Genomic DNA, 16,272 nt, shown 5'->3' with positions numbered 1-16,272 from the left:
GGCTCCGTACACCGCGGCGACCGGACCGCGCGTGCGGACTACAGCGGGGTGACGTACGCCCCGGCGATCCCGCCGTCCACGAGGAACTCGGCGGCGTTGACGAACGACGCGTCGTCGCTGGCCAGGAAGGCGACGGCGGCGGCGATCTCGGCCGGCTCGGCGAACCGGCCCACCGGCACGTGGACCAGCCGGCGCTGGGCCCGCTCCGGGTCCTTGGCGAACAGCTCCTTCAGCAGCGGGGTGTTGACCGGCCCCGGGCACAGCGCGTTGACCCGGATGCCCTCGCGGGCGAACTGCACGCCCAGTTCGCGCGACATGGCCAGCACCCCGCCCTTGGAGGCGGTGTAGCTGATCTGCGAGGTGGCGGCGCCCATCACGGCCACGAAGGAGGCGGTGTTGATGATGGAGCCCCTGCCCTGCCGCCGCATGTAGGGCAGCGCGGCCTTGCAGCACAGGTAGACGGAGGTGAGGTTGACGTCCTGGACCCGCTTCCAGGCGTCGAGTCCGGTGGTGAGGATCGAGTCGTCGTCGGGCGGCGAGATACCGGCGTTGTTGAAGGCGATGTCCACCGAACCGTAGGTGTCGAAGGCGGTCTTGAAGAGCGCCTCGACCTGCTCGGGATCGGTGACGTCCACCTGGACGAAGAGCCCGCCGACCGCGTCGGCCGCGGCCTTGCCGGCGCCCGCGTCGATATCGGCGCAGACGACCTGCGCGCCCTCGGAGGCGAGGCGGTGCGCGGTGGCCAGGCCGATGCCGCTGCCCGCTCCGGTGACGACGGCGGTACGGCCCACCAGACGGCGGCACACGGGGGTCTCGGTCACGTCAGTCACTCCTCGGTGCTGATGAAGACGTTCTTGGTCTCGGTGAAGGCGGTAAGGGCGTCGGGGCCCAGCTCCCGGCCCAGGCCGGACTGCTTGTAGCCGCCGAAGGGGGTGGTGTACCGCACGCTGCTGTGCGAGTTCACGGACAGGTTCCCGGCGGCGACGGCGCGCGAGACCCGGACGGCGCGGCCCACGTCGCGGGTCCAGATCGAGCCGGACAGGCCGTAGTCGGTGGCGTTGGCCAGCCGCACGGCGTCGGCCTCGTCCTCGAAGGGGAGGACGACGGCGACGGGGCCGAAGATCTCCTCCACGGCGGCGCGGTCCGCGGGGCCGGTGGCCTCCAGCACGGTGGCCGGGTACCAGAACCCCTTGCCCTTCGGGGCCTCGCCGCGGATCGCGGCGGGCGCGTCCTCGGGGACGTAGGACCGTACCCGCTCCCGCTGGGCGGCGGAGATCAGCGGGCCCATGGCGGTGGCGGGGTCGGCCGGATCGCCGACCGCGAAGGAGGTCACGGCGGGCGCCAGCAGCTCCATGAACCGGTCGTAGACGCTCCGTTGCACCAGGATGCGGCTGCGGGCGCAGCAGTCCTGGCCGGTGTTGTCCAGGAAGGAGCCGGGTGCCGAGGCCGCGGCCCGCTCGATGTCCGCGTCGGCGAAGACGATGTTCGGGCTCTTGCCGCCGAGTTCGAGGGTCACCCGCTTCACGCCCGCCGCGCACCTGGCCATGATCTCCTTGCCGACGGCCGTGGAGCCGGTGAAGACGACCTTGGCGACGCCGGGGTGCTCGACCAGCGCGGCGCCCGCGACCGGCCCGGCTCCGGGCAGCACCTGGAAGAGCCCCTCGGGAAGGCCCGCCTCCAGGGCGAGTTCGGCCAGCCGGAGCGCGGTGAGCGGGGTGGTCTCGGCCGGCTTGAGGACCACCGCGTTCCCGGCGGCCAGGGCGGGGGCGGTGCCCCAGGCGGCGATCGGCATGGGGAAGTTCCACGGGGCGATGACCGCGACCACGCCGAGCGGCTCGTGGAAGGTGACGTTCAGACCGCCGGCCACCGGGATCTGGGCGCCGCTCAGCCGCTCCGCTCCACCGGCCGCGTAGTCCAGCAGATCGCGGACATTGCCCGCCTCCCAGCGGGCGTTGCCGATCGGGTGACCCGCCTCGCGGACTTCGAGGACGGCCAGTTCCTCGAGGTGATCGTCCACGACGGCGGCGAAGCGGCGCAGCAGCCGGGCGCGGTCGGCGGGGGCGAGGGCGGCCCAGCCGCGCTGTGCCCCGGTGGCGCGGGCGACGGCGGCGGCCACATCGCCCGGGGTGGCGGCGGGGACGGTGGCGATGACCTCCTCGGTGGCCGGGTTGAGGACCCGGTGCTCGTGGGGGTGGCCGGCGGGGTGCGGGTGCTCGTTGCTCACCTGGTGGTTCCTCACATGCGCTCGAAGGACCGGAAGCGCTCCCAGTCCGTGACGGCGGTGTCGTACGCGTCCTGCTCGACGCGGGCCATGTTGAGGTAGTGCTCGACCACCTCGTCGCCGAAGGCGGCCCGCGCTATGGGGCTGTTCCGCCACAGCTCGGCGGCGTCCCGCAGCGAGGTTGGGACGTGTGCGGCGGCGCCGTTGTAGGCGTTGCCGGTACAGACCTCGGGGAGCTCCAGCTCCCGCTCGACGCCGTACAGCCCGGCGGCCACCATCCCGGCCACCGCCAGGTACGGGTTGACATCGCCGCCGGGCAGCCGGTTCTCCAGCCGGTGGGAGGGGCCGTGGCCGATGACGCGCAGTGCGCAGGTGCGGTTGTCCGGGCCCCAGGCGACGGCGGTGGGGGCGAAGGAGCCGGGGCGGAACCGCTTGTAGGAGTTGATGTTCGGGGCGTAGAGCAGGGTGAAGTCGCGCATCGCCGCGAGCTGCCCGGCCAGGAAGTGGCGCATGGTCCGCGACATGCCGTACGGGCCGTCGTCGTCGGCGAGCACGGGGCGCCCGGCCTCATCGCGCAGCGAGAGGTGGATATGGCAGGAGTTGCCCTCGCGCTCGTCGTACTTGGCCATGAAGGTGAGCGCCATGCCCTCCTGGGCGGCGATCTCCTTGGCACCGGTCTTGTAGACGGCGTGCTGGTCGCAGGTGGTCAGGGCGTCGGCGTAACGGAAGGCGATCTCGTGCTGGCCGAGGTTGCACTCCCCCTTGGCCGACTCAACGGTCATCCCGGCGGCGCCCATCTCGTTGCGGATGCGGCGCAGCAGGGGTTCGACCCGGCCGGTGCCGAGGACGGAGTAGTCGACGTTGTACTGGTTGGCCGGGGTGAGCCCGCGGTAACCGGTGTTCCACGCCTGCTCGTAGCTGTCCTTGAAGACCATGAACTCCAGCTCGGTGCCGGTGTACGCGGTCCAGCCGCGCTCGGCGAGCCGGTCGAGCTGACGGCGCAGGATCTGGCGCGGGGAGGCGGCCACGGGGGTGCCGTCGTGCCAGGCGAGATCGGCGGTGAGGAGGGCGGTGCCGGGGTTCCAGGGGGTGCGGCGCAGGGTGACGGTGTCGCCGTGCATGGCGAAGTCGCCGTAGCCACGCTCCCAGGAGGACATGGCGTAGCCGTCGACGGTGTTCATCTCGGCGTCGACGGCGAGGAGGTAGTTGCAGCCCTCGGTGCCGTGCTCCAGGACGTCGTCGAGGAAGAACCGGGCGGCGAACCGCTTGCCCTGGAGCCTTCCCTGCATATCGGTGAAGGCCAGGACGACGGTGTCGATCTCCCCGGCGGCGACCAGTCTGGTCAGCTCGTCGACCGAGAGCGGGGGCGTGCGGTCTGCCACGGTGGGGCCTCCTGGCGTCGGAGCGGGGCTGGGGGCGCGGGGTGGCGTTTAAGGTAATACCGCAGACCATTGGTTGGGAAGGAGGTGCGGACGGTTCGATGGACGGAATCGGAAACGGGAACGGGGGCGGGGCCGGGAGCGAGCGCGCGAGCGGGGCCGGGAGCGGGGGCCGGAGCGGGGGCGGCGACCGGCTGGCGCCGGTGCTGCGCCCGGTGCGCGCCGGGAACGGCTTCGAGGAGGCGCTGGAGCAGATACTCCAGGTGCTGCGGCTGGGCCTGGTCCCCGACGGCGGCCGGCTCCCGGCCGAGCGGGAGCTGGCCGACCGGCTGCGGATCAGCCGGGTGACCCTGCGCGAGGTGCTGAAGGTGCTCCAGGACCAGGGGCTGGTGGAGAGCCGCCGCGGCCGCTACGGCGGCACCTTCGTCCGGGCCAGGCCCGAGCCCAACCGGGGCGACGGGGACGAACTGCGGCGCCGGGTCGCGGCCGTCGACGTCGAGGACACTCTGCGGTTCCGGGAGGTCCTGGAGGTGGGCGCGGCGGGGCTGTGCGCCGCGCACGGGCTCGACGCCGGGCAGGCGCGCCGGCTGCAGGCGGCCCTCGACGCGACGCGGGACGCCCCGCTCACCGACTACCGGCGCCTGGACACGATGCTCCACCTGACGCTCGCGGAGCTGGCGGGCTCGCCGTCGCTGGCCGCCCAGTACGCGGCCGTCCGCGCGACCGTCAACGACCTGCTGGACTGCATCCCGCTGCTGGTGAAGAACCTGGAGCACTCACAGGCCCAGCACTCGGCGCTGGTCGAGGCGGTGCTGGACCGGGACGCGGACGGGGCGCGCGAGGTGATGCGGGAGCACTGCGAGGGCACGGCGGCGCTGCTGCGCGGCTTCCTGGTCTGACCCGCCCAGCGGCTCCCTGGTCCGGCCCCGCCCAGCGCCTCCCTGGACCGGCCCCGCCCAGCAGCTCCCCGGACCGGCCCCGCCCAGCGCCTCCCTGGACCGGCCCCGCCCAGCAGCTCCCCGGACCGGCCCGCCCAGCGCCTCCCTGGACCGGCCCCGCCCAGCAGCTCCCTGGACCGGCCCCGCCTGTCTGCCCGCGGTCCGTCCGTCACTGTCCGGCCCCGCCTGTCCGCCCACGGTCCGTCCGCCGCCCGCCCACGGTCCGCCCGCCGTCCGTCCGCCCTCTACCCGCCGTCCACCCGCGGTCCGTCCGCCCTCCACCCGCCGTCCATTCCGCGGTCCGCCCACGGTCCGCCAGCGGTCCGTCCGCCCTCCGCCCGCCGTCCACCCACCCTCCGCCCGTCACTCCGTAACGCCGGTTTTACGCGGAGGTCTTGCGCATCGCCGGCCGGAAGGCAAAGGTATGGCCCCACACCTTTGCCATCGCCCCCCGCGTCGAGCAGGAGCCTCCATGGCCGACGGAACCGAGTCCGCCCGCACCGAGTCCGCCCGCGCCTCCGCCGTCGGCGCACCACCGGGCGGCGCGTCGGCGCCGGCCCCCGGCGACGGGTATCTGGAGCGCCGTACCCTGCGGCGCGGCAGCGCGGGCCCGCTGCTGCTGACCGGCCTCGGCGTCGCCTATGTCGTCTCCGGCGACTACTCCGGCTGGAACTTCGGCCTGGCGGAGGGCGGCTTCGGCGGTCTGGCCATCGCCGCGCTGCTGATGGGCCTGATGTACGCCTGCATGGTGTTCGCCCTGGCCGAGCTGGCCGCGATCCTGCCCACGGCGGGCGGCGGCTACGGCTTCGCGCGGCGCGCCCTCGGCCCCTGGGGTGGCTTCCTCACCGGTACGGCGATCCTCATCGAGTACGTCCTGGCCCCCGCCGCCATCTCCATCTTCATCGGCGACTACGTCGAGTCGCTCGGACTCTTCGGACTGGAGTCCGGCTGGCCGGTCTATCTGGCGTGTTTCGTCCTCTTCATCGGCATCCATCTGTGGGGCGTGGGCGAGGCCCTGCGGTTCAGCCTGGTCGTGACCGCCGTCGCGGTCGCCGCGCTGCTGGTCTTCGCGATCGGCGCGTTCACCGACTTCGACGCGGGCTCGCTCGACGACATCGCGGTGGACCATTCGGCGTTCGGCGCCACCTCCTGGCTGCCGTTCGGACTGCTCGGCATCTGGTCGGCGTTCCCCTTCGGCATGTGGTTCTTCCTGGGGGTGGAGGGGGTGCCGCTGGCGGCTGAGGAGACCCGGGACCCGGCCCGTACCCTGCCGAGGGCCATGGCCTGGTCCATGGGCATCCTGCTGTGCCTCGCCCTGCTCACCTTCCTCGCCGCGACCGGGGCGCGCGGCTCCGGTGCCCTCCAGGACGCGGGCAACCCGCTGGTCGAGGCGCTCCAGCCGGGAGGCAAGGCGACCGCGCTGTCCCGCGTCGTCAACTACGCGGGCCTCGCCGGGCTCGTGGCCTCCTTCTTCTCGCTGATCTTCGCCGGTTCGCGCCAGCTGTTCGCCCTCTCCCGGGCCGGCTATCTGCCCCGCTTCCTCTCCCTGACCAGCCGCCGCAAGGCCCCGTACCTGGGCCTGCTCGTCCCGGGCGCCATCGGCTTCACCCTCGCGGCCTGGTCCGGCGACGGCGCCCGGATGCTCAACGCCGCGGTCTTCGGCGCCACCATCTCGTACGCCCTGATGTCGCTCTCCCACATCGTCCTGCGCCGCCGCGAACCGGGCCTGGAGCGTCCCTACCGCACCCCCGGCGGCACGGTAACGTCGTCCCTCGCCTTCGTCCTGGCCTGTTCGGCGCTGGTGGCCACCTTCCTGGTGGACAAGGACGCGGCCTTCATCGCGCTGGGCGTCTACGCGGTGGCGCTGGCCTACTTCGCCTTCTACAGCCGCCACCGCCTGGTCGCGGCCGCGCCGGAGGAGGAGTTCGCGGCGCTGGCGGAGGCCGAGGCGGAACTGTCCCGCGACTGAGATTGGACCGACCGTGCCCCCTCTGATCGGCCTCAGCACCTACCTCGAACCCTCGGCGAGCTGGGGCGTCTGGAACCTCCCCGCCGCGCTGCTGCCCTCGGGCTACCACCGCCTCGTCCAGCGCGCGGGCGGCCTGGCGACGATGCTGCCACCGGACCGCGCGGACGGCTCGGCCGCCGCCGTCGTCGCCCGTCTGGACGGGCTGGTCGTCTCCGGCGGCCCGGACGTGGAACCCGTACGGTACGGGGCCGCCGCCGACCCGCGCACGGGGCCGCCGGCACGGGAGCGCGACGCGTGGGAACTGGCCCTGATCGACGCGGCCCTGTCGGCCGGCGTCCCCCTGCTGGGCATCTGCCGCGGCCATCAGCTGCTGAACGTCTCCCTCGGCGGCACACTCCTTCAGCACCTCGACGGCCACGCGGGGCCGCCCGGCGTCTTCGGCCACCACGAGGTCACACCGGTCCCGGGCACGCGCCTCGCCGAGATCCTCCCGGCCCCGGTGTCCGTCCCCACCTTCCACCACCAGTCCGTGGCCCACCTGGGCAAGGGCCTGATCCCGGCAGCCCATGCCACGGGCGACGGAACGGTGGAGGCGGTGGAACTGCCGGACGCGGAGGCGTTCACGCTGGGCGTGCAGTGGCACCCGGAGGCGGGCGACGACGTACGGATCATGCGGGCCCTGGTGGCGGCGGCGTCGGGCTGATCTCGAGCCCGAGACGCGCCGCCGGTGCGGGCCTCAGGAGTCCGGCTCCGGGGTCCAACTCTGGGGTCCGGCTCAGGAGTTGATCTCGTACGGGTCGCCGTAGACCTCCCACCGCAGCGGGGGCGTCAGGTCGAGGTTCCCCTCGTTGAGGAACTTCCGCTGCTCGGTGTCGACCCGGCTGGTGTCGCTGTGCGCCTCCTCGGTCTTCATGGCCTCCTTACGGGCGTCGAGGAAGGCGTGCAGGTACGTGGCCTCGTCGCCGCCCTGCGCCGGGGGCTTCGCCTGGGACAGGGCCGTCTTACGGATGCCGCCGAAGCTGTACCGGCTGTTCCCGGGGCCGTGCATCACGATCGCGTCGTAGTAGATGAACTGGCCGAGCGCGCCCAGTCCGTCGGCCTTGCCCTGTTCGACGGAGGGGTTGAAGTAGACGCGGTCGCGCTCGTGCTCCTGGGCGTCCTGGAACGCCTGGTCGGCGGCGGCCTTCCGCCAGTCCTCGGTGAAGCCGGGGTCGAGGCCGTCGTGGGAGTCGCCGCCGTTGACCTCGCGCAGCGCGGGGAGGTACTTGGCCAGGACGTTGTCGGGCTTCTGCCGGGTGTAGTACTCGACGAGCTCCAGCATGTCGCCGGTGCCGGAGCAGAATCCGATGATCCCCGCGGTGTAGCCACGGCCGTCGCCGATGTCCTCGATGTAGGAGAACTGCGCGCGCCAGTCGAGCGAGGAGTTCTCGGCGCTGGAGACCAGCTTCATGGCGATCTCCTTCTTCGCCGGGTCGTCCAGGCCGGTCGCCGCGGCGGCCTTGGGCGCCGAGTGGTGGGGGCGCGCGTCCGCCGACGACGGCAGGTGGTCGGATGCCTGCCCGACGCCGACGCCGGTGAGGACGAGCGCGGCCGGTACCGTGACCGCCACCGCCGCGAGGCCGACCCTCCCGAACCTGGAGGACATGGGGGACATGGGGACTCCGTTCCTTGTCGACTGTGGGGGAAGTGCGCACGGCCGTCCGAGGGTGCGCCGGGGCCGCCCCCGGCACACTGGGGCCGCCCTGGACCCTCAGGGACGATCCGTTAGGAACCTTTCCTAACCATTGAAGCGAGCGCGTCGTGTCCACCACAAGGGTTTCGACACCATTCGACAAAGACGCGGGCGGCGCCAACCGCCGTGTTACGGCTGGGGAATGGGCATCGCGGGGTCCGCGCCACCCGTCACACCGGTCGCCCCGGTCGCTCCCGACGCGCCGGTGGAACCGGCGGAACTGGTGGAACCGGTGGAACCGGCCGGCTCGGCCGCGCCCTCGGCCGCGGCGGGCACCTCCGTCACCGGCCGGGCCGCGATCGCCCGCCACCACGGCTCCAGCGGGAGACCGCGCACCGGCTCGAAGGGCTCCCCCGGGCGCGGAACGGCCACGTTCGCCCCGGCCGCCCGTGCCGCCGTGACCGTGCCCTCGGCGGGCTCCTCCCACGGGTGCGGGGCGAGGTTGAAGGTGCCCCAGTGGATCGGCAGCATGATCCCCTTCGCCGGGTCCCCGCCCTGGAGATCGACGTGGGCCCGCATGCCCTCCTCGGGGGTCATGTGGATGTCCGGCCAGTGTTCGGAGTACGCACCGATCTGGATCATGGTCGCGTCGAACGGCCCGTACGCCGCGCCGATCTTCGCGAATCCGGGGAAGTAGCCGGTGTCCCCGCTGTGGTAGATCCGGTGCTCGCCACCGGCCACCACCCAGGAGGCCCACAGGGTGTGCTGGGTGTTGCGCAGCGCGCGCCCGCAGAAGTGGCGGGCGGGGGTGGCGGTGAGCTGCAGACCGGCGACCTCGGTGGACTCGTGCCAGTCCAGTTCGGTCATCCGGTCGGCCGGAACGCCCCAGTGCTCCAGGTGGGCGCCGACCCCGAGCGGGACGACGAACATCGCGCGGGAGCGCACCAGCGCCCGGATCGTGGGCATGTCCAGGTGGTCGTAGTGGTCATGGGAGATGACCACCGCGTCCACCGGCCCCAGCTCCCGCAGCGGCACCGGCACCGGGTGCATCCGCTTCGGCCCCGCCATCGCGAAGGGCGAACAGCGCTGTCCCCATACGGGGTCGAACAGCACCCGCCGCCCGTCGATCTCCGCGAGCACGCTGGAGTGTCCCATCCAGGTCAGCCGCAGCCCGGAGGCGGGGGGAACGGCCAGATCGGCGACGGTGGTGGGGTGCACCGGCACGGTCCCGGCCGGGGCCCTGCGGATCCGTTCCTCCTTGCGGAAGTACGTGGCCGCGAACTTCAGCATCGAACCGGACGGGGCGGTGCGGGCGCCCACCGGGTTGACGAACACACCGTTCGCGAAGTTCGGCGACCGTCGGATGCGCTCCATCCGCTCCCCGGAGGGATCCGCCCCGAAGGCGGCGGGGCGCAGGGCGGCGGCGAGCCGGGAACGTTTCGGATGGGAGCCGGTCACGGATCCTCCATGGTGAGGGGGGCTGCGGAGCACCCCGACGCGCTGTGCCGTCGGGCTGCAATGACACAACTCTTACGAGGGGTGGCCTTGTTCCGGAACCGGGTGGTCGGCCGAGGTGAAGGACAGCAGCAGATGGTCCTCCACCGGGCGGTAACCGAGACGCTGGTAAAGGGCGTTGCTGGTGGGGTTGGCGAGATCGGTGAAGAGCAGGACCTCGGTGACCCCGGCGGCCCGCGCGGCCCGGCTCACGGCGGCCGTGGCGGCGCCGGCGTAACCGCGCCCGCGCAGCTCGGGCGGGGTGTAGACAAGGGCGACCCGGGCCATGTCCGCGACCGTACGGCTGATGCCGGCGCAGGCCACCGGCCGGCCGTCGAGCTCCCACAGCGTGATCCCGTCGTGGCTGAGCTTGTCGTCGACCTGCTTGGCGGCATCGCCCATCAGCGCGCCGGTGTCGCGGGCGAACCCCTCGCACCAGGTGATCAGCAGATCGCGGTCGGCGGTGGTGGCGGTCCGGGCCCGGCCCGGCGGGGCGGGGTCGGGCGGGATGAGGTCACCGAGCCGGTAGAGCCGGTGGAACTGCTCGACACTGCTCGACGCACCGGTGAGGCGCTGCCAGGCGGTGGCGAAGGTCTCGGCGGTCTCGCGCCCGGCGTTCACGCCGGTGATCTGCCACTCACGGTCCCGGGCGAGGATGCGGGCGAGTTCCTGGGCCGCCTCGCCGGAGAGAGGGGAGAGCAGCGGAGGGTAGGGCGGGGTGCACAGAAACGCCCCCTGCGCGGGGCCGTGTACGGAGCCCTGCACTGCTGATACGGGGTCCGCTTCCTCGCCGGTCCACCAGCCGTAGACCGGCGGCTGGTCGCCGTATCTGCCGCTGCCCGCCGCCACCAGGGAGGAGACCACGGTGAGCAGGGTGGTGTGCCGGGCCGGGCGGGCGCGCAGAAAGCCACCCGCCGCGGCCCGGAACTCATCGAGGTCGTACGTCACTGTCCACGCCATGTGCCCAGGCTGGCGCGCGGCAGCGGCGCGGCGCACCTCAATTTCCCCGCTGTTTCCCCGTTACTGAGCCCGATGGCCGTTCAGCGGACGGTCAGCAGTAGAGGTTGGAGCCGGCGGTGGTGCCGAGTATCTGGACGAAGCGCTGGTAGGTGTCGACCCGGCTCTGCACCTGGCCGGGGTTGTTGCCGTTGCACTCCTTGGCACCGTTGATGCTGCGGATGGTCTCGCCGAAGCCGCGCTGGTTGACCATGGCGTTGTGCGGCGTCATCGTGCCGGCCCCGGTCTGGGTGTTCCAGAACCACAGGGCGGTCTTCCAGGACACCGCGGCGTCCCGCTCCACCAGGTAGGGGTTGTTCAGCAGGTCGATGCCGAGTGCGTCACCCGCGGCCTTGTAGTTGAAGTTCCAGCTGAGCTGGATCGGTCCGCGGCCGTAGTACGCCGACTGGCCGGCGGGGCAGCCGTAGGACTGGCTCCAGTCGCAGTAGGACGGGTAGTTGGAGGTGTCCTGCTCCACGATGTGGACCAGACCGCCGGTCTCGTGGCTGACGTTGGCCAGGAAGGCGGCCGCCTCCTGCTTCTTGACGGTGTCGCTGCCGGTGTTGGCGAAGCCCGGGTAGGCGCTCAGGGCGGCGGTCAGGCCCTGGTAGGTGTAGAACGAGTTCCGGTTCGGGAACATCTGGTTGAACTGCGCCTCGGTCACCACGAAGCCGCTCGGGTTCTGCTCCCCGGAGCCGCCGCAGTTGTACGGCTCCCAGTACCAGGTGCTGATCACCGGGTCATAGCCCGGGTTGTCGTGCTCGGCGCGGTAGTAATTGCCGTCGGTGTACCGGACGATGTCACCGGTGACGTACCACTTGCCCGCCACCCAGTTCGCGGCGCTACAGGCCGCCTGGGCGGTGGTCCCCGCCGACGAGGCCGAAGCCGAGGCCATGGGCATGACAAGCACACTCGCGCACACCGCCGCGGTCGCCGCGAGCGGCGCCAGAACGCGTCTTCTCCGCATGGGCCGATCTCCTTCTCAATGAATGCCCCGGGGAACTTCGAGGCTCCGGGGACACTCAAACCGGTTTGGTCTATACCAGTCAAGGTCCAGACCAGACCTTTGTACGGAGATGAGTAAAAGCACGAGGGCCGGCCCGCCCGGAGGCGCCCGCCGTAGACCACCGCGCACCGGCGAGCCGCGGACCGCGAGCCCGGAACCGGGCTCCGAATCGACCCCGGAAGCCGGCCAGGGACGAGGCGGTGCCCCTCGCCGGGACCAGGCCGGGACCAAGCCAGAATCCGTCCCGGGGCCGAGGGCCGGAATCAGGCCCGGGGGCCCGGGACCGGCGGCCGGGGCCAGGGGCCAGCGGTCGGCGGTCGGCGGTCGGCAGCCAGGGCCGAGACCGGCGGCCAGGACGAGGGCCAGGGGCCGGTATCGGTAGCCAGGGCCGGGCCCGGGGGTTCGGGGTCGGCAGCCAGGGCCAGGGCCATCAGCCAGAGACCAGCAGCCAGGCGCCAAGGGCCGAGACCAGCAGCCAAGGGTCGGCAGCCAAGGCCGGGACCGGCAGCCAGGGCCGGGCCCGGGGGCCCGGGGTCGGCAGCCGGCGGCCAGGGCAGGGCCCGCTGGGAGCCCAGGGTCGGCAGCCAGGGCCAGGGCCAGCCAGCGGCCAGGGCCAGGACCGAGTCCGGGACGAGGGCCGGGCCCGGGAGCGGGCCGGGGCAAGGTCCGCCGTCCGCGAGCGGGTCCGGGGTCAGGTCTCGCGCTCGGGGTGGTAGGCGTCGGCGTCCACCCCGAAGGTCCAGGCCACGCCCTCGCGGGCGGTCCGGACGCGGGGCGGTACGCGCAGCCAGTAGGTGCGGTGCGTACCGTCCGGCTCCGGCGTGGAGTTGACCACCTCGACCATCACCACCGGCTCGTCCCCGTCCAGCGCGATGCGCCACAGGACCCCGGTCTCGTCGCGGTGCACCGGCTGCGCCCCGGACTCCTGGAGATAGCGCTCATAGCCGTAGTGCTCCAGCATCACCCGGCGCAGCTCCGCGTTCTCCTCCTCGCGGATGCGCTCCGGGGTCAGCTCGTCCAGTTGCTCGAGGAAGGCCGCGGGCACCGGCATGCCCCGCCAGGCGTACAGCGCGAAGCCGTCGGGGAAGGCGAGCGCGGGACCGTCGCCGCGGTCGAGCCGGCCCGCCTCGTCGCGGTGCAGCTCCACCGGGCGCTCCGCGACGATCACGACCCTCTCGTACGGCCACCACCAGCCGGCGGCGCGGGCCACCGCGGCGACACCGGCCAGCGGGCCGGACTCCGCCTCGTCCGTGACGGCGGCCAGCCAGGGCGCGTCGTGCTGTCCCAGCACCGCGTCCAGCAGGGCGAGCCGGACGGCCGTCTCCTGGTCCCGAGCGGGCGCCAGGGCCTCGGTCACCCCGGTGCGGACGCGCTCGGTGAGCGCGCGGGTGACCTCCCACAGCGGCGCCGCCGCGAGCGCCCACCGCCCGGCCCAGCCCGCCGGGCCCAGGTCGTCATGGAGCCGCTGCCTGGCGCGCGCCCACGGCTGGGTGCGCACGGCCTCCCGCACCGACGCTCCCGCGCCGCCCGCGACCGGCTCGACCCCGGCCGCCCGCAGGGTACCGGCCGCCCGCTCGGCCAACTCCCGGGGCAGCCACTCCTCCTTCCCTGTCAGCAGCAGCACGGCCGCCGTGGCCGCCAGCGGGGAACCGGCCCAGACGATCCGCTCGGGCGCGGCGAGCCCGGCCTGCGCATAGGCGCGGCGGATGCCCGCCTCGGCCGCCTCGCGATCGGCCGGGCCGGTGGCCGCGGCCACCGTGCGCCAGCGCGCGGCCCGGTCCTCGTCCGCGAGCGCGTGCCCACCACTCATGCCGTTCTCCCCCGCCGTCGCCGTCACCGTTTCCGTCACCGTCACCGTTGCCGTCGTCATCGTCCGCTCCGCCGCGCTCAGTCGGCCACGACGCGCACGGCGCCCGGCGTGTACTCCCGCTGCCGCACCACGCGGTACCAGCCCTTGGGCAGCGGTATCGCGGCATGCTCCTCGTGCACCACCCGCCCGCCGTCGGGGAGATGGAGGTACGAGACGCCGAACGGGCCCGGCTCGCGCACCAACGTGCCCGGCCCGACCACCGCATGGGCGTGCCCGGTCACCTCGCCGAGCGCCAGCACCAGCCGGCCCCGACCGTCCCTCGGCTGCCGCGGCAGCGCGTCGGTACCCGGCGGCAGCGCCTCCGCCGCCACCGGAACGATCAGGACGTCGCCCTGTCGGTACATGCCCATTCCCTTTCAGACGCAGCACTGTTGGACCCACCGCGCCACACGGGGCCCGGTCGATGGTCATGACGCTACGAGGAGGTACTGACAACGCCGTGCGACGGCCCGTCTCCGTGCCTCCGGCAACGCCCGCCGGGGCGGCTGTCGGTGGCGCTTGGTACAACTCTTCGCACGCCATTCGGAATCGGGCACGCCCACGCGAACGCATCAGGAGATACCACCCATGTCGGTCTACCACCTGGAAAACCTGTACGGTCTTCCGGCCTTCGACTTCCCGCTGCCCGACACGGAGACCGAGCTGCCCGAGCCGGGCGCGGTCGCCTGGCGGATCTCCTACGATCCCTACAGCGATGAGTCGGACGAGGATTTCGACGGGCGTTTCCAGCGCTTCCTGACCACGGTGGACCCCTCCCGGGTGCGGGCGGTGATCATCGGCTTGTGGGGCGAGACCTACGAGGGCGACGCCGATGACGCCATCGAGCAGCTGCTCATGGCCAAGGACCGGCTGACCTCGCTGGAGGCGGTCTTCATCGGCGACATCACCCAGGAGGAGTCGGAGATCTCCTGGATCCAGCAGTCCGATGTGACACCGGTCCTCCGCGCCTTCCCCGGCCTGCGCGAGCTGGGTGTTCGCGGTGGCAGCGAGCTGTCCTTCCCCGCCGTCACCCACGCCAACCTGCGCACGCTGCGCTTCGAGACCGGCGGGCTGCCCGGCGCGGTGGTGCGCGGTGTCGCCGCCAGCGACCTGCCCGCGCTCGAGCACCTGGAGATGTGGCTCGGGGTGGACGAGTACGGGGGCGACGCCACCGTCGCCGACCTCGCCCCGATCCTGGCCGGCGGCAGGTTCCCCGCGCTGCGCCACCTGGGCGTGCAGAACAGCGAGATCCAGGACGAGATCGCGGCCGCCGTGGCGGCGGCCCCCGTGGTCGCCCAGCTCGAATCCCTCGACCTGTCCATGGGTGTGCTCACCGACGAGGGCGCCGCGGCGCTGCTCGACGGCCAGCCGCTCACTCACCTGAAGCGGCTCGACCTGGACCACAACTACTTCTCCGCGGCCATGGAGGAGCGGTTGCGCACGGCCCTGGAGCCGTCCGGGGTGAAGGTCGAGATGTCCGAGAAGGGTGATGAGGACGAAGACGGGGACGAGGTGTTCCGCTACACCGCCGTCTCCGAGTGACACCCGCGCCCCAGACGAGGAGTTCCGCTATGCCGCCGTCTCCGCATGAGACGCGCTTCGCCGTGGTCGGCAACCCCGGCAACCGCCGGGTGGAGATGTTCACCGACGCCGCACTCGCCGCCGGGCTGCCCGCGCCCCGGGTGCTGGCCTGGCACGATGTGCTGACCGGCGGTGCCGCGTTCGAGCCGGGCGAGACCGTACGGATCGACTCGCCGGGCGAGGACGAGGAGGTGGAGTGGCTGCTGCGCGGCGCCTTGGACCTCACCCGGGTGGAGGGCACTGCCCGCTGGTACGCGCGGTTCACCGAGGCCGTCCGGGGCATCGCGGCGGCGGCGCGCACGGCCGGTGCCACCCTGCTGGACGACCCCGGCGAGCTGGCCGTCCTGTTCGACAAGCGGTTGTGCCACGGGGTGCTGGAGCGCGCCGGGGTGCCGGTCCCGCCCTCGCCGACCTCCGGTCCGCAGGCGCCGCCGGTGCGCGGCTGGGAGGACGTCCGCGCCGCGCTCGGCACCTCGGGGATGCGGCGCGCCTTCGTCAAGCTCGCCCACGGCTCGTCCGCGTCGGGGGTGCTCGCGGTGGAGACGGCGGGTCCCGGCCGGGTGCGGGCCACCACCTCCGTGGAGCGCACGGAGGACGGCCGGCTGTTCAACTCGCTGCGGGTGCGGCGGTACGACACCGAGGCGGAGGTCGCCTCGATCGTCGACCGGCTGGCGCCGGACGGGCTGCACATCGAGCGCTGGCTGCCCAAGGCGTCCCAGGGCAAGCGCGTCGCCGATCTGCGGGTCGTGGTGGTGGCCGGCCGGGCGACGCACGCCGTGGTGCGCACCAGCCGCTCCCCCATGACCAATCTCCATCTCGGCGGTGTGCGCGGCGATCTGGCCGCCGCCCGCGCGGCGGCGGAGGAGGCCGGGGTGTCCTGGGGCGAGGTGCTGGGCATCGCGGAGCGGGCGGCCGAGCAGTTCCCGGACACCCTGTGCGTGGGGGTGGATCTGCTGCCGGGGCTGAGGTGGCGGCGGTTCGCCGTCGGTGAGGTCAACGCCTTCGGCGATCTGCTGCCCCGGCTGACCGGTCTGGCCGGAAGCGGCGCCGAGGGACTGGACACCTACGCGGCGCAGGTCGCCGCCGTGCGCCGCGGCCACGCGCCGGGCCAGACGCGCACCGACCACGGCGAGCGGAAGGGGCACCACCGCGATGCCGCTGGCTGAG

14 protein-coding genes are annotated in these 16,272 nt (G+C 73.1%); 5 read left to right on the top strand and 9 right to left on the bottom strand.

Translation table 11 applies throughout. The features are described 5' to 3' along the window. Positions 1-38 precede the first annotated feature (38 nt). From PS467_RS33190 to PS467_RS33180, 3 genes are read right to left on the bottom strand one after another with little or no spacing between them, the layout of a single operon-like run. The gene (locus PS467_RS33190) at positions 39-830 is read right to left on the bottom strand and encodes a 3-oxoacyl-ACP reductase (RefSeq protein ID WP_311038312.1); all 792 of its coding nucleotides are present in this window, start codon (positions 828-830) and stop codon (positions 39-41) included. Continuing rightward, entirely contained in the window at positions 827-2,224 is a 1,398-nt protein-coding gene (locus tag PS467_RS33185; RefSeq protein ID WP_311038311.1) for an aldehyde dehydrogenase family protein, read from the bottom strand. Before PS467_RS33185 ends, PS467_RS33190 begins: the two co-directional genes overlap by 4 nt. Before the next feature lie 11 nt (positions 2,225-2,235). Further along, a complete protein-coding gene (locus PS467_RS33180) occupies positions 2,236-3,603 on the bottom strand; it encodes a glutamine synthetase family protein (RefSeq protein ID WP_311038310.1) in 1,368 nt (455 codons plus the stop codon). Positions 3,604-3,701: 98 nt separating this feature from the next. Here PS467_RS33180 and PS467_RS33175 point away from each other — a divergent pair, with 98 nt between their 5' ends. The 3 genes from PS467_RS33175 (at position 3,702) to PS467_RS33165 (ending at position 7,210) form a co-directional block, all read left to right on the top strand. After that, a complete protein-coding gene (locus PS467_RS33175; protein ID WP_311038309.1) occupies positions 3,702-4,499 on the top strand; it encodes a FadR/GntR family transcriptional regulator in 798 nt (265 codons plus the stop codon). 511 nt (positions 4,500-5,010) lie between these two features. After that, on the top strand, positions 5,011-6,507 hold the full coding sequence (gene eat / locus PS467_RS33170; RefSeq protein ID WP_311038308.1) for an ethanolamine permease: 1,497 nt from the start codon (positions 5,011-5,013) through the stop codon (positions 6,505-6,507). 13 nt (positions 6,508-6,520) lie between these two features. Continuing rightward, entirely contained in the window at positions 6,521-7,210 is a 690-nt protein-coding gene (locus PS467_RS33165) for a gamma-glutamyl-gamma-aminobutyrate hydrolase family protein (protein WP_311038307.1), read from the top strand. A 72-nt stretch (positions 7,211-7,282) separates the two neighbouring features. Here PS467_RS33165 and PS467_RS33160 read toward each other — a convergent pair whose 3' ends face one another. From PS467_RS33160 to PS467_RS33135, 6 genes are all read right to left on the bottom strand, one after another. Next, positions 7,283-8,161: a chitosanase gene (locus PS467_RS33160; RefSeq protein WP_311038306.1), complete on the bottom strand. Its 879-nt coding sequence runs from the start codon at positions 8,159-8,161 to the stop codon at positions 7,283-7,285. 207 nt (positions 8,162-8,368) lie between these two features. After that, on the bottom strand, positions 8,369-9,637 hold the full coding sequence (locus PS467_RS33155; RefSeq protein ID WP_311038305.1) for an MBL fold metallo-hydrolase: 1,269 nt from the start codon (positions 9,635-9,637) through the stop codon (positions 8,369-8,371). 72 nt (positions 9,638-9,709) lie between these two features. After that, complete coding sequence (locus PS467_RS33150; protein WP_311038304.1) at positions 9,710-10,633, bottom strand: GNAT family N-acetyltransferase; 924 nt, start codon at positions 10,631-10,633, stop codon at positions 9,710-9,712. A gap of 91 nt (positions 10,634-10,724) precedes the next feature. Next, positions 10,725-11,636, bottom strand: coding sequence for a glycoside hydrolase family 19 protein (locus PS467_RS33145; RefSeq protein ID WP_311038303.1), 912 nt, complete (start codon positions 11,634-11,636; stop codon positions 10,725-10,727). A gap of 730 nt (positions 11,637-12,366) precedes the next feature. After that, positions 12,367-13,485, bottom strand: a complete 1,119-nt coding sequence (locus PS467_RS33140; protein ID WP_311040034.1) for a DUF6745 domain-containing protein — start codon at positions 13,483-13,485, stop codon at positions 12,367-12,369. A gap of 77 nt (positions 13,486-13,562) precedes the next feature. Continuing rightward, positions 13,563-13,889 carry a DUF8820 family protein gene (locus PS467_RS33135; RefSeq protein WP_311038302.1) on the bottom strand — a complete coding sequence of 109 codons (327 nt, stop codon included), beginning with the start codon at positions 13,887-13,889 and terminating at the stop codon, positions 13,563-13,565. Positions 13,890-14,112: 223 nt separating this feature from the next. Here PS467_RS33135 and PS467_RS33130 point away from each other — a divergent pair, with 223 nt between their 5' ends. After that, on the top strand, positions 14,113-15,066 hold the full coding sequence (locus PS467_RS33130) for an STM4015 family protein (RefSeq protein ID WP_311038301.1): 954 nt from the start codon (positions 14,113-14,115) through the stop codon (positions 15,064-15,066). Between the two features lie 29 nt (positions 15,067-15,095). Further along, the gene (locus PS467_RS33125; RefSeq protein WP_311038300.1) at positions 15,096-16,271 is read left to right on the top strand and encodes an STM4014 family protein; all 1,176 of its coding nucleotides are present in this window, start codon (positions 15,096-15,098) and stop codon (positions 16,269-16,271) included. Position 16,272: the final 1 nt, after the last annotated feature.

The organism is Streptomyces luomodiensis, assembly GCF_031679605.1.
Taxonomy (GTDB): Bacteria; Actinomycetota; Actinomycetes; order Streptomycetales; family Streptomycetaceae; genus Streptomyces; species Streptomyces luomodiensis.
The sequence above is the reverse complement of the archived record's forward strand: the minus strand, read 5'-3'. Positions and strand labels throughout refer to the sequence as shown.